The organism is Streptomyces sp. NPDC048523 (assembly GCF_043199815.1).
Lineage (GTDB): Bacteria > Actinomycetota > Actinomycetes > Streptomycetales > Streptomycetaceae > Streptomyces.
The window spans coordinates 716,988-738,429 of the sequence record NZ_JBICWQ010000005.1; the positions used below are offsets into that span (position 1 = coordinate 716,988).

Annotated in this window: 20 protein-coding genes; 11 read left to right on the forward strand and 9 right to left on the reverse strand. The window is 71.4% G+C overall.

Annotated features, from left to right (window positions below):
• Positions 1–44 precede the first annotated feature (44 nt).
• From dacB to folE, 6 genes are all read left to right on the forward strand, one after another.
• On the forward strand, positions 45–1,685 hold the full coding sequence (gene dacB / locus ACGFWE_RS28955) for a D-alanyl-D-alanine carboxypeptidase/D-alanyl-D-alanine-endopeptidase (RefSeq protein WP_393602721.1): 1,641 nt from the start codon (positions 45–47) through the stop codon (positions 1,683–1,685).
• A gap of 65 nt (positions 1,686–1,750) precedes the next feature.
• Positions 1,751–2,878, forward strand: a complete 1,128-nt coding sequence (locus ACGFWE_RS28960) for a zinc-dependent metalloprotease (RefSeq protein WP_352387904.1) — start codon at positions 1,751–1,753, stop codon at positions 2,876–2,878.
• A gap of 193 nt (positions 2,879–3,071) precedes the next feature.
• Positions 3,072–4,103 (forward strand): tRNA lysidine(34) synthetase TilS, encoded by a 1,032-nt coding sequence (tilS, locus tag ACGFWE_RS28965; RefSeq protein WP_352387906.1) that lies wholly within the window; start codon positions 3,072–3,074, stop codon positions 4,101–4,103.
• A gap of 54 nt (positions 4,104–4,157) precedes the next feature.
• Positions 4,158–4,718, forward strand: coding sequence for a hypoxanthine phosphoribosyltransferase (gene hpt / locus ACGFWE_RS28970; RefSeq protein ID WP_020122574.1), 561 nt, complete (start codon positions 4,158–4,160; stop codon positions 4,716–4,718).
• A 185-nt stretch (positions 4,719–4,903) separates the two neighbouring features.
• Entirely contained in the window at positions 4,904–6,937 is a 2,034-nt protein-coding gene (gene ftsH, locus ACGFWE_RS28975; protein WP_352387908.1) for an ATP-dependent zinc metalloprotease FtsH, read from the forward strand.
• 121 nt (positions 6,938–7,058) lie between these two features.
• Positions 7,059–7,664, forward strand: a complete 606-nt coding sequence (gene folE / locus ACGFWE_RS28980; RefSeq protein WP_352387910.1) for a GTP cyclohydrolase I FolE — start codon at positions 7,059–7,061, stop codon at positions 7,662–7,664.
• Positions 7,665–7,676: 12 nt separating this feature from the next.
• Here folE and ACGFWE_RS28985 read toward each other — a convergent pair whose 3' ends face one another.
• From ACGFWE_RS28985 to ACGFWE_RS29010, 6 genes are all read right to left on the reverse strand, one after another.
• On the reverse strand, positions 7,677–8,162 hold the full coding sequence (locus ACGFWE_RS28985; RefSeq protein WP_352387912.1) for a DUF3180 domain-containing protein: 486 nt from the start codon (positions 8,160–8,162) through the stop codon (positions 7,677–7,679).
• A gap of 68 nt (positions 8,163–8,230) precedes the next feature.
• Complete coding sequence (gene folK / locus ACGFWE_RS28990; protein WP_352387914.1) at positions 8,231–8,842, reverse strand: 2-amino-4-hydroxy-6-hydroxymethyldihydropteridine diphosphokinase; 612 nt, start codon at positions 8,840–8,842, stop codon at positions 8,231–8,233.
• Positions 8,839–9,198, reverse strand: coding sequence for a dihydroneopterin aldolase (gene folB, locus ACGFWE_RS28995; RefSeq protein WP_393602725.1), 360 nt, complete (start codon positions 9,196–9,198; stop codon positions 8,839–8,841). Before folB ends, folK begins: the two co-directional genes overlap by 4 nt.
• A 194-nt stretch (positions 9,199–9,392) precedes the next feature.
• Positions 9,393–9,896 (reverse strand): nuclear transport factor 2 family protein, encoded by a 504-nt coding sequence (locus ACGFWE_RS29000; RefSeq protein WP_352387918.1) that lies wholly within the window; start codon positions 9,894–9,896, stop codon positions 9,393–9,395.
• Entirely contained in the window at positions 9,893–10,753 is an 861-nt protein-coding gene (gene folP, locus ACGFWE_RS29005; protein WP_393602727.1) for a dihydropteroate synthase, read from the reverse strand. Before folP ends, ACGFWE_RS29000 begins: the two co-directional genes overlap by 4 nt.
• 50 nt (positions 10,754–10,803) lie before the next feature.
• Positions 10,804–12,615 (reverse strand): phosphatidylglycerol lysyltransferase domain-containing protein, encoded by a 1,812-nt coding sequence (locus tag ACGFWE_RS29010; RefSeq protein ID WP_352388079.1) that lies wholly within the window; start codon positions 12,613–12,615, stop codon positions 10,804–10,806.
• Between the two features lie 174 nt (positions 12,616–12,789).
• Between ACGFWE_RS29010 and ACGFWE_RS29015 the strand changes: the two genes are divergently transcribed.
• A complete protein-coding gene (locus tag ACGFWE_RS29015; protein ID WP_352387922.1) occupies positions 12,790–13,932 on the forward strand; it encodes an alpha/beta hydrolase-fold protein in 1,143 nt (380 codons plus the stop codon).
• A gap of 129 nt (positions 13,933–14,061) precedes the next feature.
• Complete coding sequence (locus ACGFWE_RS29020) at positions 14,062–15,297, forward strand: hypothetical protein (protein ID WP_393602729.1); 1,236 nt, start codon at positions 14,062–14,064, stop codon at positions 15,295–15,297.
• Positions 15,298–15,343: 46 nt separating this feature from the next.
• On the opposite strand, the gene ACGFWE_RS29025 is transcribed toward ACGFWE_RS29020, so the two are convergent.
• Both ACGFWE_RS29025 and ACGFWE_RS29030 read right to left on the reverse strand, forming a co-directional pair.
• Positions 15,344–16,687 (reverse strand): PH domain-containing protein, encoded by a 1,344-nt coding sequence (locus ACGFWE_RS29025; RefSeq protein ID WP_393602731.1) that lies wholly within the window; start codon positions 16,685–16,687, stop codon positions 15,344–15,346.
• The gene (locus tag ACGFWE_RS29030; protein ID WP_393602733.1) at positions 16,684–17,187 is read right to left on the reverse strand and encodes a PH domain-containing protein; all 504 of its coding nucleotides are present in this window, start codon (positions 17,185–17,187) and stop codon (positions 16,684–16,686) included. Before ACGFWE_RS29030 ends, ACGFWE_RS29025 begins: the two co-directional genes overlap by 4 nt.
• 31 nt (positions 17,188–17,218) lie before the next feature.
• On the opposite strand from ACGFWE_RS29030, the gene ACGFWE_RS29035 reads away from it, so the two are divergent.
• Positions 17,219–18,370, forward strand: coding sequence for an NADH-quinone oxidoreductase subunit D (locus tag ACGFWE_RS29035; protein WP_352387930.1), 1,152 nt, complete (start codon positions 17,219–17,221; stop codon positions 18,368–18,370).
• Here the strand turns inward: ACGFWE_RS29035 and ACGFWE_RS29040 are convergent.
• Positions 18,335–19,354 (reverse strand): SAM-dependent methyltransferase, encoded by a 1,020-nt coding sequence (locus tag ACGFWE_RS29040; protein ID WP_352387932.1) that lies wholly within the window; start codon positions 19,352–19,354, stop codon positions 18,335–18,337. The two genes, ACGFWE_RS29035 and ACGFWE_RS29040, sit on opposite strands and share 36 nt — an antisense overlap.
• Positions 19,355–19,472: 118 nt before the next feature.
• On the opposite strand from ACGFWE_RS29040, the gene ACGFWE_RS29045 reads away from it, so the two are divergent.
• Both ACGFWE_RS29045 and ACGFWE_RS29050 read left to right on the forward strand, forming a co-directional pair.
• Positions 19,473–20,675: a sensor histidine kinase gene (locus ACGFWE_RS29045; protein ID WP_352387934.1), complete on the forward strand. Its 1,203-nt coding sequence runs from the start codon at positions 19,473–19,475 to the stop codon at positions 20,673–20,675.
• Positions 20,676–20,756: 81 nt separating this feature from the next.
• Positions 20,757–21,428, forward strand: coding sequence for a response regulator transcription factor (locus ACGFWE_RS29050; RefSeq protein WP_352387936.1), 672 nt, complete (start codon positions 20,757–20,759; stop codon positions 21,426–21,428).
• Positions 21,429–21,442 lie beyond the last annotated feature (14 nt).

A 21,442-nucleotide genomic window follows, 5' to 3' on the forward strand; every position in this document is an offset into this window, starting at 1 on the left:
GGTTAAGTGTCCCTCACGCAGGTGTGTGATCGCGAAAGGGGCTGTTGGTCGTGCCTGAACTGAGGCCTTGGCGGGCCGCGGGACCGCGGGTGACGCGGATCGCGAACGCCGTACGACCGCGTCTGGCACGCGCCGCGGACGCCGTACGACCAGGACTGACCCGGGCCACGGACACCGTACGGCCGTATCTCGCTCGGACCGCCGAAGCTGTGAAACCGCAGGTCACACGGCTTGCCGGGGTGGGCAGGCCGAAGTCCGCCAAGACCTGGCAGTACACCGCCGGTGCCGCCGGCGCCGGTCTGGCGCTGGCCGCCACCGTGGCGACCGCCGCCGGTCCGTGGGACTCCTCGGGTCAGCGTACGGCCGAGCGGGACCGGGCGGTCGCACTGGAGCAACCGGGTGGCGCAGATCACGGCGGTGATTCCGGTACGTCGGCCACGGCCCCGCGTCCCGCCCCGAGCGCCGCGTCCGTCCTCACCGGCCTGGGCCCGGCCGTCGTCACCGTGAAGTCCGCGCCGACCGGCAAGGCCCTCGCCGACGTCCTGGGGCCGCTCCTCGGCAACACGGCCCTCGGCACCCGCCGCACGGCCGTCGTCGTGGACGTCGCCGACGGCAAGCGGCTCTACGGCACGGGCGCCGACACGGCGCTGACCCCCGCCTCCACCACGAAGATCGCCACCGCCGTCGCCGCCCTGTCCGCCCTCGGCGCCGACCACCGCCTCACCACGCGCGCGATGCTGGAACCCGACACCGGGGAACTCGTCCTCGTCGGCGGCGGCGACCCCACGCTCACCGCCCGCGCGGACGACGGGGGAGGCTGGGCCAGCCTGCGCGAACTGGCCCGGGAGACCGCCGCCGCCCTCAAGAAGCGGCACATCACGACCGTCACGCTCTCCTACGACAAGACCCTCTACGCGGGCACCGAGATCCACCCGATCGGGGTCAACGACAACCTGGCCCCGGTCAGCGCCCTGATGGTGGACGAGGCCCGCACCGACGACTCCGCGAGCGGCCCCGTCGCGCGCGTGAGCGACCCGGCGACGGACGCGACCCGCACGTTCGCGCGGTTCCTCGCGGACGACGGCATCAGGACGACGTCCCCCGGCCCCTCCAAGGCGACCGGCCGCGCCCAGGACCTCGCCGAGGTCTCCTCACCGCCCCTGTCCGCCCTGGTCGAACGCATGCTGACCAACAGCGACAACGACATCGCCGAGGCGCTCGCCCGCCAGACCGCCGTGGCGGACAAGCAGCGCGCCGACTTCGAGGGCGGCGGTGACGCCATCCGCGACCGGCTCAGGAAACTCGGACTCCCGCTCGCCGGCGCCGACTTCCACGACGGCAGCGGACTCGACCGCGCCGACCGGCTCACGGCGAACCTGCTGACATCCCTCCTGGTGAAGGCGGGCGACCCGGCCCACCCGGAATTGCGCCCGGTCCTCAGCGGCCTCCCGGTGGCCGGTTTCACCGGCACTCTGAGCAGCCGTTACACCGACGGCGCGGCAGGCGTCGTACGGGCGAAGACGGGCACGTTGACCGGGGTGAACACCCTGGCGGGGACGGTCGTCGACCGGGACGGCCGGCTGCTGGCCTTCGCCTTCCTGGCCTCGGACACGACGGACCCGGGAGCGGCGCAGAGCGCACTGGACCGCACGGCCTCGGCGCTGGCCGCCTGCGGCTGCGGCTGACCCGGCGTCCGCTTCCCCGCCCGCGCGGCCTGCCCCAAGCGGGAGCGCTCACGTACGGTTGACGCATGACGAGCATCGGTGGTGCCGAGATGGTCGACTGGAATCTCGCGGTGGCGACCGCGACCCGACTGGTACGGCCGGGCCCCGACGTGAGCCGCGACGAGGCCCGGGCCGTCGTCGCGGAACTGCGCCGGCACGCCAAGGCCTCGGAGGAACACGTCCGCGGCTTCACCCGGATGGGGACGGAAGGCGTCCACGACACACCCGTCCTCGTCGTCGACCGTCCCGGCTGGGTCCGGGCGAACGTCGCCGGGTTCCGGGAGATCCTCAAACCGCTCCTGGAGAAGATGCAGGAGCGGCGCGGCAACACCCCCGGCGGCGCGGTCCTCGGCGCCGTCGGCGGCAAGGTGACCGGCGTCGAACTCGGAATGCTCCTGTCGTTCCTGTCGTCCCGCGTCCTCGGCCAGTACGAGACCTTCGCCCCGGCCACCCGCGAACTCCCGGCGGGCGAGAACGGCGGCGGCCGACTCCTCCTGGTCGCCCCGAACATCGTCCACGTGGAGCGCGAACTCGACGTCCAGCCCCACGACTTCCGCCTGTGGGTGTGTCTGCACGAGGAGACGCACCGCACCCAGTTCACGGGCGTGCCCTGGCTGCGCGACCACCTGGAGGGCGAAATCCAGTCGTTCCTGGGGGAGACCGAGGTCGACCCCATGACGGTCCTGGAGCGCATCCGGGAGGCCGCCCAGTCGCTCGCCGGCGGACGGCCCGAGGGCGAGGACGAGGACGACGGCGGGCGCTCGCTCGTGGAGATCGTGCAGACGCCGGCCCAGCGGGAGATCCTCGGCCGCCTCACCGCCGTGATGTCCCTCCTGGAGGGCCACGCCGACTTCGTCATGGACGGAGTGGGCCCGGCCGTCGTGCCGAGCGTCGCCGAGATCCGCGAGAAGTTCCAGCAACGGCGGGCCAAGGGCGCGTCCCGCCTGGACATGGCCCTGCGCAAGCTGCTCGGCCTGGACGCCAAGCTCCGGCAGTACCGCGACGGCGAACGCTTCGTGCGGGCCGTCGTCGACCAGGTCGGCATGGACGGCTTCAACCGCGTGTGGACCTCCCCGAACACACTCCCGACCAAGACGGAGATCGCCAAACCGGCGGACTGGGTCGCGCGGGTGCACCGCAAGGCCGAGTCGTGAACCGCGTACGGACGTCGTGAGAGGAATCCGGCCGACGGCAGGCGAACGCCCCTTCAATCACCCGTCCGAGGGACCGTGAGCGATGGGTAGGCGTGCAATGCTCGGGGAACGCCCCGGTTCTGTCACCATCTACACACTCTGAGTGACCGAACCTCGGGCTCACCCCCCGAAAACTTCATGAAGGGAACCGGACATGGGTCCCCATCCTGCGGTCGCGGCGATACGCCTGGCGGTCCGCCGCGTCCTCCACGACCTCCTCAACGACCATCACGCCTCTGACGCCCATCATGCTCCCGCCGGGCAGCGCCCGCCGTCGCCGCTCGTGCTCGTGGCCTGCTCCGGCGGTGCCGACTCCATGGGCCTCGCCTCCGCCCTCGCCTTCGAGGCTCCCAAGCTCGGCATCCGCGCCGGCGGCATCACCGTCGACCACGGCCTCCAGCCCGGCTCCGACCTGCGCGCCGAGGAAGTCGTCCTCAGGCTGCGCGAACTCGGCCTGGATCCCGTCGAGTCCACCGCCGTGAGCGTCGGCCGCGAAGGCGGACCCGAGGCCGCCGCGCGGGACGCCCGCTACGCCGCCCTCGACGCCGCGGCCGAACGCCATGGCGCGATCGCCGTCCTGCTCGGCCACACCCGCGACGACCAGGCCGAAACCGTCCTGCTCGGCCTCGCCCGCGGCTCCGGCATCCGCTCGCTGTCCGGGATGGCCGCGGTCTCGGGGGCCGACGGCCGTTACCGCCGCCCCTTCCTGGAGCTCGACCGGCAGACCGCCCGCAAGGCCTGCATGGTCCAGTCGCTGCCCGTGTGGGACGACCCGCACAACACCGACCCCGCCTACACGCGCTCCCGGCTGCGCCATGAAGGCCTGCCCGCCCTGGAGAAGGCCCTCGGCAAAGGAGTCGTCGAGGCCCTCGCCCGTACGGCCCAGCTCTCCCGCGACGACGCCGACGCCCTCGACAGCTGGGCCCGCCAGGCCGAGGCGTCCGTACGCGACGCCGCCGGCCTCCTGGAGTGCGCCAAGCTCTACGCGCTGCCGCCCGCCGTACGCCGCCGCATCCTGCGCCGGGCGGCCATCGAGGCGGGCGCCCCGGCCGGATCGCTGTTCGCCCGCCACATCGAGGAAGTCGACCGGCTGATCACCGGCTGGCGCGGCCAGGGAGTCATCAATCTCCCGGGCAAGGTCGTCGCCCAGCGGCAGGGTGGCAGACTGGTGATTCGGCAAGGCTGACTCCCTGCCTCCTGCGGGGGGCGACGGGCGGCGCTGGTGGGACGACCGAAAGTGATGCGGGTGGACGCGAAAGACATGGGTGCCGACCTCAAAGAGGTACTCATCACCAAGGAAGAGATCGACGCGAAGCTCGTGGAGCTCGCCGCGAAGATCGACGCGGAGTACGCGGGCAAGGACCTCCTGATCGTCGGCGTCCTCAAGGGCGCGGTGATGGTCATGGCCGACCTCGCCCGGGCGCTGTCCACCCCCGTCACCATGGACTGGATGGCCGTGTCGTCCTACGGCGCGGGCACCCAGTCCTCCGGTGTGGTGCGGATCCTCAAGGACCTCGACACCGACATCAAGGGCCGGCACGTCCTGATCGTCGAGGACATCATCGACTCCGGCCTGACCCTGTCCTGGCTGCTGTCGAACCTGGGCTCGCGCGAGCCGGAGTCGCTCAAGGTGTGCACCCTGCTGCGCAAGCCGGACGCCGCCAAGGTCGCCATCGACGTCGAGTGGGTCGGCTTCGACATCCCCAACGAGTTCGTCGTCGGTTACGGTCTCGACTACGCCGAGAAGTACCGCAACCTCCCGTTCGTGGGTACGCTCGCGCCCCACGTCTACGGCGGCTGAGCCAGATAGCCCAAGCCCTGTAAGACGATCGGGAACCCCAGCGGGTTTCGCGCCGTTGGAGGGAGCAGACGGGTTCGTCAGCCACTCCTGTGCGGCTTCGGTCCACAATGCTGGGGTACCGTCAGAAGAACTGTCTTATCAAACTCACTATGGCAGGAGGGACGGGGCGACACCGCTCCGTATGGATGGACGTGAAGCGATACTTCCGTGGGCCGGTCATGTGGATCGTGCTGGCCGTCCTTGCCGTGGTCGTGTTGATGCAGGTCGTCGGCTCGTCCGGCGGCTACAAGACGGTGGACACCGGCCAGGTCGTCCAGGCGATCAATGACAACAAGGTCGAACAAGCCAAGCTGACCACCGGCGACGAGCAGACCATCAAGGTCGAGCTCAAGGACGGCGAAAAGGTCGAGGGCAGCTCGAAGATCCAGGCGAGCTACATCGGCGACCAGGGCGTGACCATCGCCAACACGCTGCAGACCAAGTTCCAGGACAAGCAGATCCCCGACGGGTACACCGTCTCTCCGACGAAGCAGAACGCCTTCGTCGGGATCCTGCTCTCCCTGCTCCCCTTCGTCCTCATCGTGGTCGTCTTCCTGTTCCTGATGAATCAGATGCAGGGCGGCGGCTCCCGGGTCATGAACTTCGGGAAGTCCAAGGCGAAGCTCATCACCAAGGACACCCCGAAGACGACGTTCTCGGACGTCGCCGGCTCGGACGAGGCCGTCGAGGAGCTCCACGAGATCAAGGAGTTCCTCCAGGAACCGGCGAAGTTCCAGGCGGTCGGGGCCAAGATCCCCAAGGGCGTACTGCTGTACGGCCCCCCCGGCACCGGCAAGACCCTGCTCGCGCGCGCCGTCGCGGGCGAGGCCGGCGTGCCGTTCTACTCGATCTCCGGTTCCGACTTCGTCGAGATGTTCGTCGGTGTCGGTGCCTCCCGAGTCCGTGACCTGTTCGAGCAGGCCAAGGCGAACGCCCCGGCGATCGTCTTCGTCGACGAGATCGACGCGGTCGGCCGCCATCGCGGCGCCGGCCTCGGCGGCGGTCACGACGAGCGCGAGCAGACGCTGAACCAGCTGCTCGTCGAGATGGACGGCTTCGACGTCAAGGGCGGCGTGATCCTCATCGCCGCGACGAACCGGCCCGACATCCTCGACCCGGCTCTCCTGCGCCCCGGCCGCTTCGACCGCCAGATCGCGGTCGACCGCCCGGACATGCAGGGCCGTCTGGAGATCCTCAAGGTCCACCAGAAGGGCAAGCCGGTCGCGCCCGACGTCGACCTGTCGGCCGTCGCGCGTCGCACGCCGGGCTTCACCGGTGCGGACCTGAGCAACGTCCTCAACGAGGCCGCCCTGCTCACCGCCCGCAGCGACAAGAAGCTGATCGACAACTCGATGCTCGACGAGGCGATCGACCGTGTGGTGGCGGGCCCGCAGAAGCGGACCCGGATCATGTCGGACAAGGAGAAGAAGATCACCGCGTACCACGAGGGCGGACACGCCCTGGTCGCGGCGGCTTCCCCGAACTCCGACCCGGTCCACAAGATCACGATCCTCTCCCGAGGCCGTGCTCTGGGCTACACCATGGTCCTGCCGGACGAGGACAAGTACTCGACCACCCGCAATGAGATGCTCGACCAGCTCGCCTACATGCTGGGCGGCCGCGCTGCCGAGGAACTGGTCTTCCACGACCCGACCACCGGCGCCGCGAACGACATCGAGAAGGCCACGGCAACGGCCCGCGCGATGGTCACCCAGTACGGCATGACCGAGCGTCTCGGCGCCATCAAGTTCGGTGGCGACAACACCGAGCCGTTCCTCGGCCGCGAGATGTCGCACCCGCGTGACTACTCGGAAGAGGTCGCCGCGCTGGTCGACGAAGAGGTCAAGAAGCTCATCGAGACGGCGCACAACGAGGCCTGGGAGATCCTGGTCGAGAACCGTGACGTCCTCGATCAGCTGGTGCTCCAGTTGCTGGAGAAGGAGACGCTGAACAAGGAGCAGATCGCCGAGATCTTCGCTCCCATCGTCAAGCGTCCGCCGCGGCCGGCCTGGACCGGTTCCTCCCGGCGTACGCCCTCCACCCGCCCGCCGGTGCTCTCCCCCCGGGAGCTCGCACTGACGAACGGCGCCAACGGCGCGACCCCGGCGATCAGCACCGCCAAGGCCACCGCGTCGGAGCAGGCCACGGATCCCGTTCCCGAGGAACGCCCCGAGAGCTGACGCTCGCCCCTTTCGCGCCGGTGACCTCACCGGGCCCGGAATGGATGCCGCGCCCCCCAGGTTTTAGCCTGGGGGGCCGCGGCGTTTTTCGGCCGTGAGGACTCTAGGAACGAGGCACCAGATGACCGACCCCGTGACGCTCGACAGCGAGGGCTCCATCGGCGAGTTCGACGAGAAGCGCGCCGAGAACGCCGTACGCGAGCTGCTGATCGCGGTCGGCGAGGATCCGGACCGCGAGGGGCTCCGGGAGACGCCGGGGCGGGTGGCGCGGGCCTACCGGGAGATATTCGCGGGGCTGTGGCAGAAGCCCGAGGACGTGCTGACCACGACGTTCGACCTGGGGCACGACGAGATGGTGCTCGTGAAGGACATCGAGGTGTACTCGACCTGTGAGCATCATCTCGTGCCGTTCCGGGGCGTCGCGCACGTCGGATACATTCCCGCCACCACCGGCAAGATCACGGGGCTGTCCAAGCTGGCCCGGCTCGTGGACGTCTACGCCCGCCGGCCGCAGGTGCAGGAACGACTCACCACGCAGATAGCGGACTCCCTCATGGAGATCCTGGAGCCGCGGGGCGTGATCGTCGTCATCGAGTGCGAGCACATGTGCATGTCGATGCGGGGCATCCGCAAGCCCGGCGCCAAGACCCTCACCTCGGCCGTACGCGGTCAGCTGCGGGACGCGGCGACGCGGAACGAGGCGATGAGCCTCATCCTGGCGCGCTGACGGCTCGGCCTGTCAGGCCGCCGACGGGGCCCCGGTGTTGCGGTCGTCGTCCTCCGGCAGCTTGCACACCCGCTCCAGGAAGATCGCCGCCGCTATCACCGCGATGCCCGCGAGGACCGAGAACCCGGCGTAGATGGCCTGGTCGCGGCGGGCGGGGATGTCGAGGGATTCCAGGAGGAAGACGCCGGTGCCCCCGTACATGCCGGAGACGAGGGCGGCGACCAGGGCGCTGGCCTGGCCGAAGACGACCGCGCGGGCCGCCATCAGGGGGTCGACGCCCTTCGCCTCGGGGACGCGCTCGCGCTGGGCCTTCAGGCGGGCGCGCAGGGAGAGCGCCGTGGCCATCAGGACCACGGCGATCAGGGCGAGGACGATGGGGGCGGCCAGCGGGACGCTGGGCAGGGTCCCGACCGAGTTCCACAGGCGGGCGCCCGCCCAGGACAGGAGCCCGGCCACGGCGAACACGCCGGCCAGCAGCCTGATGCGCAGCTCTTTCACGGTGCCCCTTCAGCTCCCCCGAGGTCCTTGGGCGGTCCCACGGACTGTGGTCGTCTTGACCTTAACGGCTATTCGGGCAGCCGGAGTTCCAGGTCCTTGCGGGGTTCCACGCCGTTTCGCGTGACGGTGTCGAGGAGTGCTGCGACCGGGCCGTGGCCGGGCAGTTGTGCCTCGGGGTCCACGTCGTGCCAGGGGGCGAGGACGAACGCGCGCTCATGGGCGCGGGGGTGCGGCAGGGTGAGGACCGGATCGTCGGAGACCACCTCGGCGTACGTCACGATGTCGACGTCGAGGGTGCGCGGGCCCCAGCGCTCGTCCCGCACCCGGTTGAAGGCCTCCTCGACCGCGTGGGCCCGCTCCAGCAGGGAGGACGGGGGGAGCGTGGTCTTCAGCACGACGACCGCGTTGAAATAGGACGGCTGGCTGTCGGCGTCCACGCCCCACGGCTCGGTCTCGTAGACCGGGGAGACGGCCTTGACGCGGACGCCGGGCGTGTCCTCCAGGGCGTCGACGGCCCCTTGGAGGGTCTCCAGACGGTTGCCGAGGTTGGAACCGAGGGAGAGCACGGCGCGCTTGGGGTTGTGGAGGGTGACGTCGGCGGCGTCCACCCGCTGCACGACGGAGGCGGGCACCGGCTGTACGGTCGGGTCGCTGTGACCCGCGGCGAAGGACGCGGTCATACTCGGCTCCGGGTGATGGTGACGGTCACGTCGTCGAAGGGCACGGTGATCGGTGCGTCGGGTTTGTGGACCCTGACCTCGACCTCCTCTACCCGCTGGTGCTTCAGACAGACCTGGGCGATGCGCTCGGCGAGCGTCTCGACGAGGTTGACGGGCTCGCCCTCGACGACGGCCACGACCTCCTCCGCCACGATGCCGTAGTGCACGGTCTTCGTCAGGTCGTCGTCGGCGGCGGCCGGCCGGGTGTCCAGCCCGAGGACGAGGTCCACGACGAAGGTCTGGCCCTCCTTGCGCTCCTCGGGGAACACACCGTGGTGCCCGCGGGCCTTCAGGCCGCGCAGCGCGACACGATCCACGCGAATCACTCCTGCAATCGTCGGTGACGGCCGGTCCGTACCGTGTGCGGGCGGTACCCCGGCCTCGAACGAATCTACCTGCGAGCACTGACAGGGCCGGGCCACGGGGCCACTGCTCACGGGCTGGTAGCCGCCCATACCCGGGGCTTCGTGATCCCAACCACTTCTTGGTCCGGGCGGGTCAGGAAGGCCGCTCAGGAAGGGGTTTCCTCGTCCTCGTCCTCGCCGTTCTCGGCCAGCACCGGCGAGGCGTGGTGGGACCACATCTTCCAGCCCTCCGAGGTGCGGCGGAACACGTTCGTGGCGACCACCAGCTGCCCGACGAGCGGGCCGAGCTCCTCGCCGCCCTCGGGTGCCGGGCCACCGCTGAGGATGTTCTCGGTGCAGGTCACCAGGGCGGTGTCGCCGGTCACGGAGACGTGCACGTCCGTGAGGAAGAACTGGATGTAGTCCGTGTTCGCCATGATCAGCGCGTACGACCTCAGGACCTCGCCGCGCCCGGTCAGCACGGGCCAGCCGGGGTGCACGCAGGAGACCACGCCGACGTCCGCCGGGTCGTGGTAGGTCTCGTCGACGCCCAGGTCGGCAGGGGTGAGCCAGAACGAGGACAGCTCCTCGAAGTCGCCGCGCTCCAGCGCCTCGTAGAAGGCGGTGTTGGCGGCTTCCACCTGTTCCACGTCGGTGTGGGGGGCGCTCACCGGGCCCCCTCCACGGCACGGGCGACTCGCACCGCGTCGGCCGTGGCACGCACCTCGTGCACCCGCACCGCCCACGCGCCGGCGTGCGCGGCGAGGGCGGAGACGGCGGCCGTGGCGGAGTCGCGCTCGCGCGCGGGCGGCGGGGCGCCCTCGGGCCCGGCGAGGACACGGCCGAGGAAGCGCTTGCGGGAGGCGGCGACGAGCAGGGGGTGGCCGAGGCCGAGCAGGCGGTCGAGGTGGGAGAGGAGGACCAGGTCGTGCTCGGCGTCCTTGGAGAAGCCGAGGCCCGGGTCGACGATCACACGGTCGGGGGAGATGCCGCCCGCGAGGACGGCGTCCACGCGCGCGTGGAGTTCGTCGACGACCTCGGCGACGACGTCGTCGTAGACGCCCCTGACGTTGCCGCCCTCCAGGAAGCCGCGCCAGTGCATGACGACGAAGGGGGCGCCCGCGTCGGCGACGACCGGGATCATCGCGGGGTCGGCGAGGCCGCCGCTGACGTCGTTGACGAGGGCCGCGCCGGCGGTGAGCGCCTGTTCGGCGACACGGGCGCGCATGGTGTCGACGGAGACGGTGACGCCCTCGGCGGCGAGGCCGCGGACCACGGGGATGACGCGCCGGAGCTCCTCGGCCTCGTCGACGCGGGTGGCGCCGGGGCGGGTGGACTCGCCGCCCACGTCGACGAGGTCGGCGCCCTCCTCGACGAGGGCCAGGCCGTGCTTGACGGCGGCCGCGGTGTCGAACCAGCGGCCGCCGTCGGAGAAGGAGTCGGGGGTGACGTTCACGACTCCCATGACCGCGCAGCGGTCCCAAGGGGGAAGGCCGGCGACGCGCCCGCGTCCGCTCTGCTTGCTCATGCGTTCAGCCTAGGCCCAGCAGGGAGCGGGGGTACCGCGCGGCCTGTGGGTCAGGCCGCTCTGACGTCCCGTTCCGCGACCGCGTGGGCACACGCGCGTGCGGTGTGCGTGCGGCGGCGCAGGAAGCGCGGCAGCGGGAGGGCGAGGTTGACGAAGCCCTCGGCCTGCATGGCGGCGAAGCCGATGCGCGGCAGGTCTCCTGAGGCCCGGTACACGACGAAGCGGGGCTCCCAGCGGGGCTGGAACTTCGCGTTGAACTTGTACAGGGACTCGATCTGGAACCAGCGGGACAGGAACACCAGCAGGCCCCGCCAGGCGCGCAGCACCGGCCCCGCGCCGATCTTCTCGCCGCGTGCCAGCGCCGCGCGGAACATCGCGAAGTTGAGGGACACACGCGTGATGCCGAGCTTCGGGGCCGCCTGGAGGGCCGCCACGATGAGCAGTTCGTTCATGCCGGGGTCCGCCGAGCGGTCCCGCCGCATCAGGTCCAGCGAGACGCCGTCCGCGCCCCACGGAACGAAGTGCAGGATCGCCTTGAGGTCGCCGTAGGGACCGGGCTGGTCGTCGGCCTTGTGGGCGGTGGCGATGAGGCAGTCGCCGTCGGCGAGGTCGCCGATGCGGCCCAGGGCCATCGAGAAGCCGCGCTCGGTGTCGGTGCCGCGCCAGTCGTCGGCGGCCTGCCTCACCCGCTCCAGCTCCGTCTCCCCGAGGTCACGGACGCGCCGTACGCGGGTCTCGTAACCGGCCCGCTCGATGCGCTTGACCATCTGGCGGACATTGCGCATCGCGCGGCCGGCGAGCGAGAAATCCGCGACGTCCACCACCGCCTCGTCGCCCAGTTCGAGGGCGTCCAGGCCGGTCTCGCGGGTCCAGACCTCGCCGCCGGTCTCCGAGCAGCCCATGACGGCGGGCGTCCAGGAGTGCGCCCTGGCCTCGTCCATGAAGCGCTCGATGGCGCCCGGCCAGGCCTCCACGTCACCGATCGGGTCGCCGCTGGCGAGCATCACCCCGGACACGACGCGGTAGGTCACCGCCGCCTTGCCGCTGGGCGAGAAGACGACGGCCTTGTCGCGGCGCAGCGCGAAGTGGCCGAGGGAGTCGCGGCCGCCGTGCTTGGCCAGGAGCGCCCTGAGGCGGGACTCGTCCTCCTCGGTGAGCTGTGCGGCGGGGTGCTCGGGACGGAAGGCGAGGTAGATCGTCGTGATCGCCGTGAGCAGGCCCAGGGCGCCCAGGGAGGCGCCGACGGTCCACGAGGTGTCGCCCTGGTAGTCGACCGGGCCCTCGAAGCCGAAGAGGCCGTACAGGACGTGCGTGATGCGATCGGCCAGGCTCGGGTTTCCGACCATGCGGTTCGGATGGGCGCTGACGATGATCAGCCCGAGGGCGAGGGAACCGGCGCCCATGAGGACGAAGTTGGCGAGTGCGCGCCAGCGGCTGCGCGGGTCGGGCAGCGCCCTGAACTGGTCGCGGTGGCGCAGCAGCGGGGCGAGCAGGGCGAGCGAGATGGCCGCCCCGACGAGGGAGTGGCGGTAGGTGAACTGCGCCAGCGCGCCCGCCGGCAGCAGCACCACGGCCGCCCGCCAGGCCCGGCGCTTGTGCCGCCGGAGGCCGTGGGCGAGCAGCAGCAACAGCACGCCGGTGCTGAGCGAGAGCGCGGCCGCGAACGGGCCCAGCGCGCCGGGCAGTACCTCGGCCATGGTGTGCATACGGCTGTGCCGGAAGCGCGGGAAGACGCCGGCGGCGACGTCCAGCAGGCCTACGAGCGCGCAGGCTCTGGCGACGAGGACGGGGACGGCCTCGGGGCGCGGTCCGTGCAGTGCACGCCGCAGCCGTGTTGATCGGATCGGAACCCCGCCCGACATTTCCTCATCTGTCCTGACAGACATCGCATCCCATGGTTCTGCGAGTGACTCTGGATCCGGAGCCCTGATTCGGGCATCCGGCGACATTGCGCCCTCTAGGACGGTGTCTCGGGAGGAGAGGTTCACTCACCTCCTCAAAGCCGTTTCAAAGGCAGAGGAAAGCGGAAGCAAGCAATGGGTCTCACGAGCAACAACACGCTGGTGACAGCGGTCCTGGCCGCCATGGCACTGTTCGCCGGCACGGTGTGGCTCTGGCCACGACTGGCGCGCCGCGGCTGGCGGTCCGTCGGCGGCCGCATCGGGCTGCTGCTCGCGACGCAGTTCATGCTCTTCGTCTCGGCGGGCCTCGCCGCCAACCATGCCTTCGGGTTCTACGCCTCCTGGGCCGACCTGTTCGGCCGGGAGACCGACCAGGGTGTGGTGGTCGACCACACCCCGGGCATCCGGTCGAGCGGGCCCCTGAAGGTGACCGAGATCGGGGACGTGCCCGGCAGGGGCGGCTTTCGGCCGTCGTCGGTCGGGCAGATACAGAAGGTCGACATCGTCGGCCCCACGAGCCACATCGCCAGTCCCGCGTACGTCTATCTGCCGCCGGAGTATTTCCAGGCGCGCTATCAAAAGCGCACCTTCCCTGCGGCCGTCGTGCTCACCGGTTATCCGGGCACCGCGAGAGCGCTGGTGGACAAACTCCACTTTCCGCGCACGGCTCTGGAACTCGCCAAGGACGGCCGTATGCAGCCGATGATCCTGGTGATGCTGCGGCCGACGGTGGCGCCGCCGCGCGACACCGAGTGCGCGGACGTTCCGGACGGTCCGCAGACCGAGTCGTTCTTCGCGAAGGACCTTCCCGAAGCGGTGACCGCGCACTACCGGGTGGGCAGGGAACCGGGGAGCTGGGGAATCATCGGGGACTCCACGGGCGGCTACTGCGCGCTCAAGCTCGCCATGCACCACCCCAAGGTGTACGCCGCGGGGGCGGGCCTGTCCCCGTACTACAAGGCGCCCGTCGACCCCACCACGGGCGACCTGTTCCACGGTGACAAGACGCTGCGCGGCCGGGCCGACCTGTGGTGGTGCCTCAAGCACCTGCCCGCCCCCGACACCTCACTGCTCGTCACCAGCAGCAGGGTGGGCGAGGCGAACTACAAGGACACGTTGAAGTTCATCGAGCGGGTGAAGGCGACGGAAACGACTCGGATCTCGTCGATCATCCTCGAAAGCGGCGGGCACAACTTCAACACCTGGCGGCGCGAGATCCCGGCGACCTTGGAGTGGGTCAGTGAGCGGCTGAGTGGCCGGTCGGCGAGCGACGAGTGAGCGATGAGTGATCAATAGGCGGAATTCGGTGGCTCCTCGGATTCCTGATGTCGTGTGAAGGCAGCGGGGTGGCGGTGTTTTTACGGGGCGGGGCACCAAGGTTCGCCTACTCGCGGTAAGTTTCTGGCCATGCCACGTGGACGTCACCGCCATTCCCCGCCTCTGCACAGGCTGCTGCCTCCGTCGGCGATCGCAGGCGTCTCCCTCGTCTGCGCCTTCGGCCCCTGGGTGTTCTCGCAACAGGCCGTGCTGCGCGTCATAGCCGCGTTCGCCGCGGCGGTCGCGGTCGTCGGGGCGGCCGTCATGCGCCGTTGGGACGCGCAGGCGGGCAAACAGGTCGCCGACCTCACGCGCGCGCGTGCGAGCGACGAGTGGCGGCACGAGGAGCGGGTCGCCGAACTCGAGACCGATCTCGAGGAGTCGCGGGAGCTGCGCGTCAAGCTGGAGCAGCGGCTGCGGGCCAAGCGCGCGGAGCTGGCGGGCCTGCGCAATGAACACGCGGCGCTGCTGCGGCGGTACGCCACGGCGGAGACCGAGCGGGCGAGCGCCCTGGAGGGCCGCCGACTGCTGGAGATAGAGGCCGCCCCGGCACGTGCGCTGCCGTCGGGGGAGCGGGCCGACGCGCAGACCGTGGCGGTGGCTGCCGAGGACGGGCCCGAGACGGAAGCTTCGGATGCCGTGGAGGTCGCGGACGGGGCGGAGGCTGCGGAGGTTTCGGAGGCCGCGGAGGCTTCCGAGGAGAAGCCGGAGCGGCCCGCGATCTTCTCCCCGGAGGGGTCCCGGCTGTTCCTGCGGGCGAACGCGGCGCTGAAACGGCTCGACGAGGGCGGCGACGGGGCCATCGGGACGAAGGCCAAGGACGACGCCGATCCCGAGGTCGACAAGGGGCAGTCGGCGAACGCCGGTTCGGCCGCGGCGGAACCCGCCGGCACCGAGGCGGAGGCCGCGCAGGAGGACGAGGCGCGGGGGAAGCCCGAGGCGGCCGACGTGCATGAGCGTGCGGCCGCCACCACCACGGCGAGGGCCGCCGCCCAGCCGCAGCAGCGGCCCGCCGGGCACTTCATAGCGCCGACCGCCGTGGCGGTCGCACCCGCGGCCCCCGTGCGACGCCCACGGGTCGAGGGCGGGTTCGACTTCTTCGGCACCAAGTCGGGGGCCTCGCGGGACGCCCTGGAGGCCGTGCAGAACGAGGACCTCGCCGACGTCGTCGGCCAGGAGGCCCTCGCCCTGCACAAGGCCGAGGCGGAGGCGGAGTTCAAGCCGGCCGGCGAGGAGTCGCGGGGCATCGGCCAGGTCATCGACCTGACGGCCCACGACGAGACGGAACAGATCGACGTACAGGGACTGCGCAGCGCGGTCTCCTGACGGACGCGGTCTCCTGACGGACATACAGATGCTCGCGGGGGCACGGTCAGACCATCCAGCGGTCGGGCCGTGCCCCTCTCCGTCCCGTCCGTGACCGCTCCGCCTGCGCCCCGAGCAGCTCCGCGGCCTCCTGGGCGTCCCGCAGGCGGGCCGTGACGGTCTTGTTGGCTCCCGTGTCCACGTGCACGTCGGCGACCCGCCACAGCCGCTCCCAGGGCCCCTGCGTGAGCCGTACGCTCTGGACCTTCGCGTGCGGGACGAGCGACAGGCGCCGGCGCAGCAGCCCCTGACGGGAGGCGAACACCGCGTCCGTGACGGCGAGTCCGTAGCCGCGCCACCACAGCGGCACGCACCAGCGGGCCCGCCGCGGGGGCCGTGACAGCGTCTGCAGCGGGGGCACGGTCACCCCCGGCAGCACGCGTGCGACGACCGCCTCGGCGACCTCGCGCGGGGCGACCGGCACCAGCACGGAGTTGGACGACCCGGCGACGTCCAGCTCGACGCGCACCCAGCCGCGCCGCCGCCACAGCAGCGGCTCCACGATCCGTACGGTCTGCACGCGCCCCGGCGGCACCGTCTCGTGGGTGCGGTCCAGGAGGCCGTGGTCGATGCGCAGCCCGTCCGGGGACTCGCCCACCGTCCAGTCGTACTCGGTGACGAACCGCCCCACACTGCTCGCCCCCGCCGCGCCGAGCAGCGGTACGGCGGTCGCGAGGACCGTCCACAGGCTGTGGGTGGCCATCCACAGCAGCGACGGAACGACGAGGGTGGCGACCAGAGTGCCCCAGGTGGCGCCCGTCAGCACGACGGAGAGCGCCAGATCACGCGGCGGCGTGCGCATCAGCTCGCGCGCCGGAGCCTCACCGACCTCGTGCGCGGTCTCGGGGGCGAACCCGGCGGCCCGCGCGAGGAGTTCCGCGCGCAGGTCCCGCGCCTCGCCCTCCCCGAGGAAGGCCAGTTCGTCCTTCTTGTCGGTGCCGACGACGTCCAGCCGGAGCTTGGCGACACCCGCCACGCGCGCGAGGAGCGGCTGGGTGACGTCGATCGCCTGGATCCGCTCCAGCCGGATGTGCGCGGTGCGCCGGAACAACAGGCCGGTCCTTATGCGCAGTTCGCTGTCGGTCACCGCGAAGTGGGTGAACCACCAGGTGAGAAAGCCGTACAGGGCGGCGGCCGGGACGATGACGGCGAGGGCGATCAGCAGCGTGGTGGTCGTCAGCCGGGTCAGCTGGCGCTGCGCCTGGTCGGGGTCGTGCACGGCCCACCCGATGACGACGGCGACCGGCGCCCACGCCCGCCTGAGCGGCGTTATGGGATGCAGCCGCCGCTCGGCGACGGGTTCCTGCTCCGGCTTCTCCGCTACGGCGCCGTCGACGCCCGGCGCTGTCACAGGCCCGCCGATCGGGCCTCGCCGAGTTCGGTGAGCCGGTCGCGCAGCCGCTCCGCCTCGGCCGGGACGAGGCCGGGGATGGTCGCGTCGGTCGCCGCGGCCGCCGTGTGCAGTTGGACGCTGGCCAGCCCGAAGTGCCGCTCCACCGGCCCGGAGGTGACCTCCACCAGCTGCATGCGGCCGTACGGCACGACGGTCTCCTCGCGCCATAGCACGCCCCGGCTGATCAGCAGGTCGTCGGCGCGCTCGGCGTAGCGCCAGGAGCGCCAGTTGCGGCCGAGCAGCACCCAGCCCCAGCCCATCAGGCCGAGCGGCAGCAGCGCGAAGGCCGCCCACAGGGGCCCGCACAACAGCCCGAGCAGCAGCCCCAGGGCCACCGCGAGCAGTCCCAGCCACACCACCAGCAACAGCCGCCGCATCCGCAGCAGCCCCCGCGGCAGCCCGGTCCACACCGGTTCGTCGCCCGCGACCTCTGTGTCCTGCCCGCTCCCCGTCTCCATGAGGCCAGCGTACGTAGGAGAGACTGTGTCCATGACTCCTACGACGGAGACCACGGTCGGCATCGGCGGCGCCGCGGAGAGCACCGACATGGTGCTGAACATCGGACCGCAGCACCCGTCCACCCATGGCGTCCTGCGCCTGAGGCTGGTCCTGGACGGCGAGCGCATCCTGAGCGCGGAGCCGGTGATCGGCTACATGCACCGCGGCGCGGAGAAGCTCTTCGAGGCGCGCGACTACCGCCAGATCATCATGCTCGCCAACCGCCACGACTGGCTGTCGGCCTTCTCCAACGAGCTGGGCGTGGTCCTCGCCGTGGAGCGCATGCTCGGCATGGAGGTCCCCACGCGCGCGGTGTGGACGCGCACGCTGCTCGCCGAGCTCAACCGGGTGCTGAACCACCTGATGTTCCTGGGCTCGTATCCGCTGGAACTCGGCGGCATCACCCCGGTCTTCTACGCGTTCCGGGAGCGGGAGGTCCTGCAGAACGTCATGGAGGAGGTCTCCGGCGGCCGGATGCACTACATGTTCAACCGGGTCGGCGGCCTCAAGGAGGACCTTCCGGCCGGCTGGAGCACGCGCGCCCGTGCCGCGGTCTCCGCCGTGCGCTCGCGCATGGACCGCTTCGACGACCTGGTGCTCGGCAACGAGATCTTCCGGGGCCGCACCCGGGACGTGGGCGTCCTCGCGCCCGAGGCCGTCCACGCGTACGGCGTCAGCGGGCCCGTCGCGCGCGCCTCGGGCGTCGACTTCGACCTGCGCCGCGACGAGCCCTACCTCGCCTACGGGGAGCTCCAGGACACCCTGAAGGTGGTGACCCGCGAGGAGGGCGACTGCCTCGCCCGCTTCGAGGTCCTCCTGGAGCAGACCCACAACGCCCTCGACCTTGCCGACGCCTGCCTCGACCGGCTCGCCGAGCTGCCGCCCGGGCCGATCAACCAGCGCCTTCCCAAGGTCCTCAAGGCGCCCGAGGGGCACACGTACGCGTGGACCGAGAACCCGCTCGGCATCAACGGCTACTACCTCGTCAGCAAGGGCGAGAAGACCCCGTACCGGCTGAAGCTGCGCTCGGCGTCGTACAACAACATCCAGGCGCTGGTCGAGTTGCTGCCGGGCACGCTGGTGGCGGACATGGTGGCGATCCTGGGGTCACTGTTCTTCGTGGTCGGGGACATCGACAAGTAGGTCCGCACAGGGCGTGCCCACTGGCTGGAGCAGCCAGCCGAAGTCGCCGAGCCCGCCCGCCGCGGTGAGCTCGGCGGCCTCTCCGGCGCGGGCGAGGGCGCGCACGTACTCCGTGGGGTGCGTGGACGCCAGTGAGAGCGAGGGGCGTGTGCCCTCGATGCCCAGGGCGCGCAGGGCATCGCGCTGGGTCCGCACGCGCCCCCCGGGGAGCGCGCACGCGTCCAGCGCCACCTGGGTCGTGAGGTCGCACGACCCGTCCGGTACGGGTGCCGTCCCGCGCCCGTCACGGAAGCCGGTGAGCGTCCCGAAGAGGGGGCGTGAGGACGCCGTGTGGGCGTAGTCGACGGCGACCGCGAGCCCCCGGTCCACCGCGGCGACCGCCGACGCCCACGCCTCGTCCCGGGGCAGGCCGATCTCGGCCCGCAGTCCCTCCTCGGCCGGCAGCGGCCACCACCGGTCCAGCCACTCGGCCTCCGCACCGGCCACCGGTTCCCCGAGACGCTCGCGGCCGTCGCGTCGTACGAGCACCCGTCGCGGTACGCCGGAGGAGTCCGTCTCGGCGATCTCCACGGGTACGTTGTCCAGCCATTCGTTGGCGAACAGCAGCCCCGTGATGTTCTTCGGCGGCTCGGACAGCCACTCGATCCGGTGATCGAGGGCGGCCGGGCGGTCGGCGACCTCGACGGCGTACACACGCGTGCGTGCGGTCACCTCGGCGGGCAGCGCGGCGAGGACACCGGTGGCCAACTCGCCCCGCCCCGCGGCCATGTCGACGAAGTCGAGCCGGGCGGGCCGGCCCAGCGCCTCGTCGAGGCGGCACAGCAGCCGGGCCACGGCCCGTGCGAACAACGGGGAGGCGTGCACGGACGTACGGAAGTGTCCGGCGGGCCCCTCCGGCCTGCGATAGAAGCCGTCCGGGCCGTAGAGCGCGGCCTCGGTGGCGGCCCGCCAGCCGGTCCAGCCGCCCGTCGTGTCATCGGTCACGTCGCCAGGCTAGGCGCACCGGGGAACGGGGCCTCCACCTTGGGGAGTACGCGCGAGCGGTACGGATCGGTCCTCCGGTTGACCCCTGCACACATCCCGCTTCCCTACGCTGGGTTACGTGCAACGCCTCTATGACTTCCTCCGCAGGCACCCGACAGGGGTCGACGTCTTCTGGGCCGTCTTCCTGCTCGGGATCTCGCTCGCGAGCGAAACCACCCGTGAGGAGTCCCGGGGGACCGAGTCCCCCCTGGCGATCATTCCGATCGTCCTGCTGTTGTGCCTGGTGACAGCGCTGCGCAGGCGTATGCCGGAGCGGATGCTGCTGCTGGCCATCGGGCTCGGCCTCGCGCAGGTCGTCCTGGACGTGCAGACCACGCCCGCCGACTTCGCCTTCCTGGTGATCGTCTACACCGTCGCCGCCACGGGCACCCGCTGGGCCTCCCGGCTGGCGCTGACGGTCGGCCTGTGCGCCGCTCCCGTGGCGCAGCTGCGCTGGTGGAACGACAACACCAGCGGCCTCGGCAATGTCGCCCTCATGGTCTTCCAGGCCGTGCCCTTCGCCCTGGCCTGGGTCCTCGGCGACTCGATCCGCACCCGCCGCGCCTACTTCGCGCAGCTCGAGGAGCGCAACGCCCGCCTGGAGAAGGAGCGCGAGGCACAGGCCAAGGTCGCCGTCGCCGCCGAGCGCGCCCGGATCGCCCGCGAACTGCACGACGTCGTCGCGCACAACGTGTCGGTCATGGTCGTCCAGGCCGACGGCGCCGCCTATGTCCTCGACGCCGCGCCCGACCAGGCCAAGAAGGCCCTGGAGACCATCTCCTCGACCGGCCGCCAGGCGCTCGCCGAGATGCGCCGCCTGCTGGGCGTGCTGCGCACCGGCGAGCACCAGGAGGGCGGCGAGTACGTCCCGCAGCCCGACGTCGAGCAGATCGAGGACCTCGTCGAGCAGTGCCGCGGCTCCGGGCTCCCCGTCGACTTCAAGATCGAGGGCACCCCGCGTCCGCTGCCCAGCGGCGTCGAGCTCACCGCGTACCGCATCGTGCAGGAGGCGCTCACGAACACGCGCAAGCACGGCGGCCCCAACGCGGGCGCGAGTGTGCGCCTGGTCTACTTCGACGACGGTCTCGGCCTGCTCGTCGAGGACGACGGCAAGGGCGCCCCGCACGAGCTGTACGAGGAGGGCGGCGCCGATGGAGCCGGCCACGGCCTGATCGGCATGCGCGAGCGCGTCGGCATGGTCGGCGGCACCCTGGACGCGGGCCCCCGCCCCGGCGGAGGATTCCGCATCAGTGCGCTGCTGCCGCTCAAACCGGCGCACTGACACCGACGCACGCCCCCTGTTGACACCTGTCACGCCCCCTGGCGACCCGCCGTACGACCCCGAGAAAACGGAAGAGGCCCGATGACGATCCGCGTGATGCTCGTCGACGACCAGGTGCTGCTGCGCACCGGGTTCCGGATGGTGCTCGCAGCCCAGCCGGACATGGAGGTCGTCGCGGAGGCGGGCGACGGCGTGGAGGCCCTCCAGGTGCTGCGCGCGACCGCCGTGGACGTGGTCCTGATGGATGTGCGCATGCCCAAGCTCGACGGTGTGGAGGCCACCCGCCGCATCTGCTCGGAGCCCGACCCGCCGAAGGTGCTGATCCTGACCACCTTCGACCTCGACGAGTACGCCTTCTCCGGGCTGAAGGCGGGCGCCTCCGGCTTCATGCTCAAGGACGTGCCCCCCGGCGAACTGCTCACCGCGATCCGCTCGGTGCACAGCGGTGACGCCGTGGTCGCCCCCTCGACGACCCGGCGCCTGCTCGACCGGTTCGCACCGATGCTGCCCACCACCGGCAAGGAGCCCCAGCACAAGGAACTCGAGCGGCTCACCGGCCGCGAACGCGAGGTCATGATGCTCGTCGCGCAGGGGCTGTCCAACGGCGAGATCGCGGCCCGGCTGGTGCTGTCGGAGGCGACGGTGAAGACCCACGTCGGCCGCATCCTGACCAAGCTCGGCCTCAGGGACCGGGTGCAGGTGGTGGTCCTCGCCTACGAGACGGGGCTGGTGCGCGCGGGCGGCCAGGCCTGAGACACGGCCCGGAC

Excerpts from the sequence above, each read along its gene's own strand:
- ACGFWE_RS29050 (WP_352387936.1), top strand. The coding sequence starts at position 20,757 with ATGACGATCCGCGTGATGCTCGTCGACGACCAGGTGCTGCTGCGCACC.
- ACGFWE_RS29030 (WP_393602733.1), bottom strand. The coding sequence starts at position 17,187 with ATGGAGACGGGGAGCGGGCAGGACACAGAGGTCGCGGGCGACGAACCG.
- folE (WP_352387910.1), top strand. The coding sequence starts at position 7,059 with ATGACCGACCCCGTGACGCTCGACAGCGAGGGCTCCATCGGCGAGTTC.
- ftsH (WP_352387908.1), top strand. The coding sequence starts at position 4,904 with ATGGACGTGAAGCGATACTTCCGTGGGCCGGTCATGTGGATCGTGCTG.
- hpt (WP_020122574.1), top strand. The coding sequence starts at position 4,158 with ATGCGGGTGGACGCGAAAGACATGGGTGCCGACCTCAAAGAGGTACTC.
- tilS (WP_352387906.1), top strand. The coding sequence starts at position 3,072 with ATGGGTCCCCATCCTGCGGTCGCGGCGATACGCCTGGCGGTCCGCCGC.
- folP (WP_393602727.1), bottom strand. The coding sequence starts at position 10,753 with ATGAGCAAGCAGAGCGGACGCGGGCGCGTCGCCGGCCTTCCCCCTTGG.
- folK (WP_352387914.1), bottom strand. The coding sequence starts at position 8,842 with ATGACCGCGTCCTTCGCCGCGGGTCACAGCGACCCGACCGTACAGCCG.
- ACGFWE_RS29035 (WP_352387930.1), top strand. The coding sequence starts at position 17,219 with ATGACTCCTACGACGGAGACCACGGTCGGCATCGGCGGCGCCGCGGAG.
- ACGFWE_RS29015 (WP_352387922.1), top strand. The coding sequence starts at position 12,790 with ATGGGTCTCACGAGCAACAACACGCTGGTGACAGCGGTCCTGGCCGCC.
- ACGFWE_RS29010 (WP_352388079.1), bottom strand. The coding sequence starts at position 12,615 with ATGTCGGGCGGGGTTCCGATCCGATCAACACGGCTGCGGCGTGCACTG.
- ACGFWE_RS28960 (WP_352387904.1), top strand. The coding sequence starts at position 1,751 with ATGACGAGCATCGGTGGTGCCGAGATGGTCGACTGGAATCTCGCGGTG.
- ACGFWE_RS29020 (WP_393602729.1), top strand. The coding sequence starts at position 14,062 with ATGCCACGTGGACGTCACCGCCATTCCCCGCCTCTGCACAGGCTGCTG.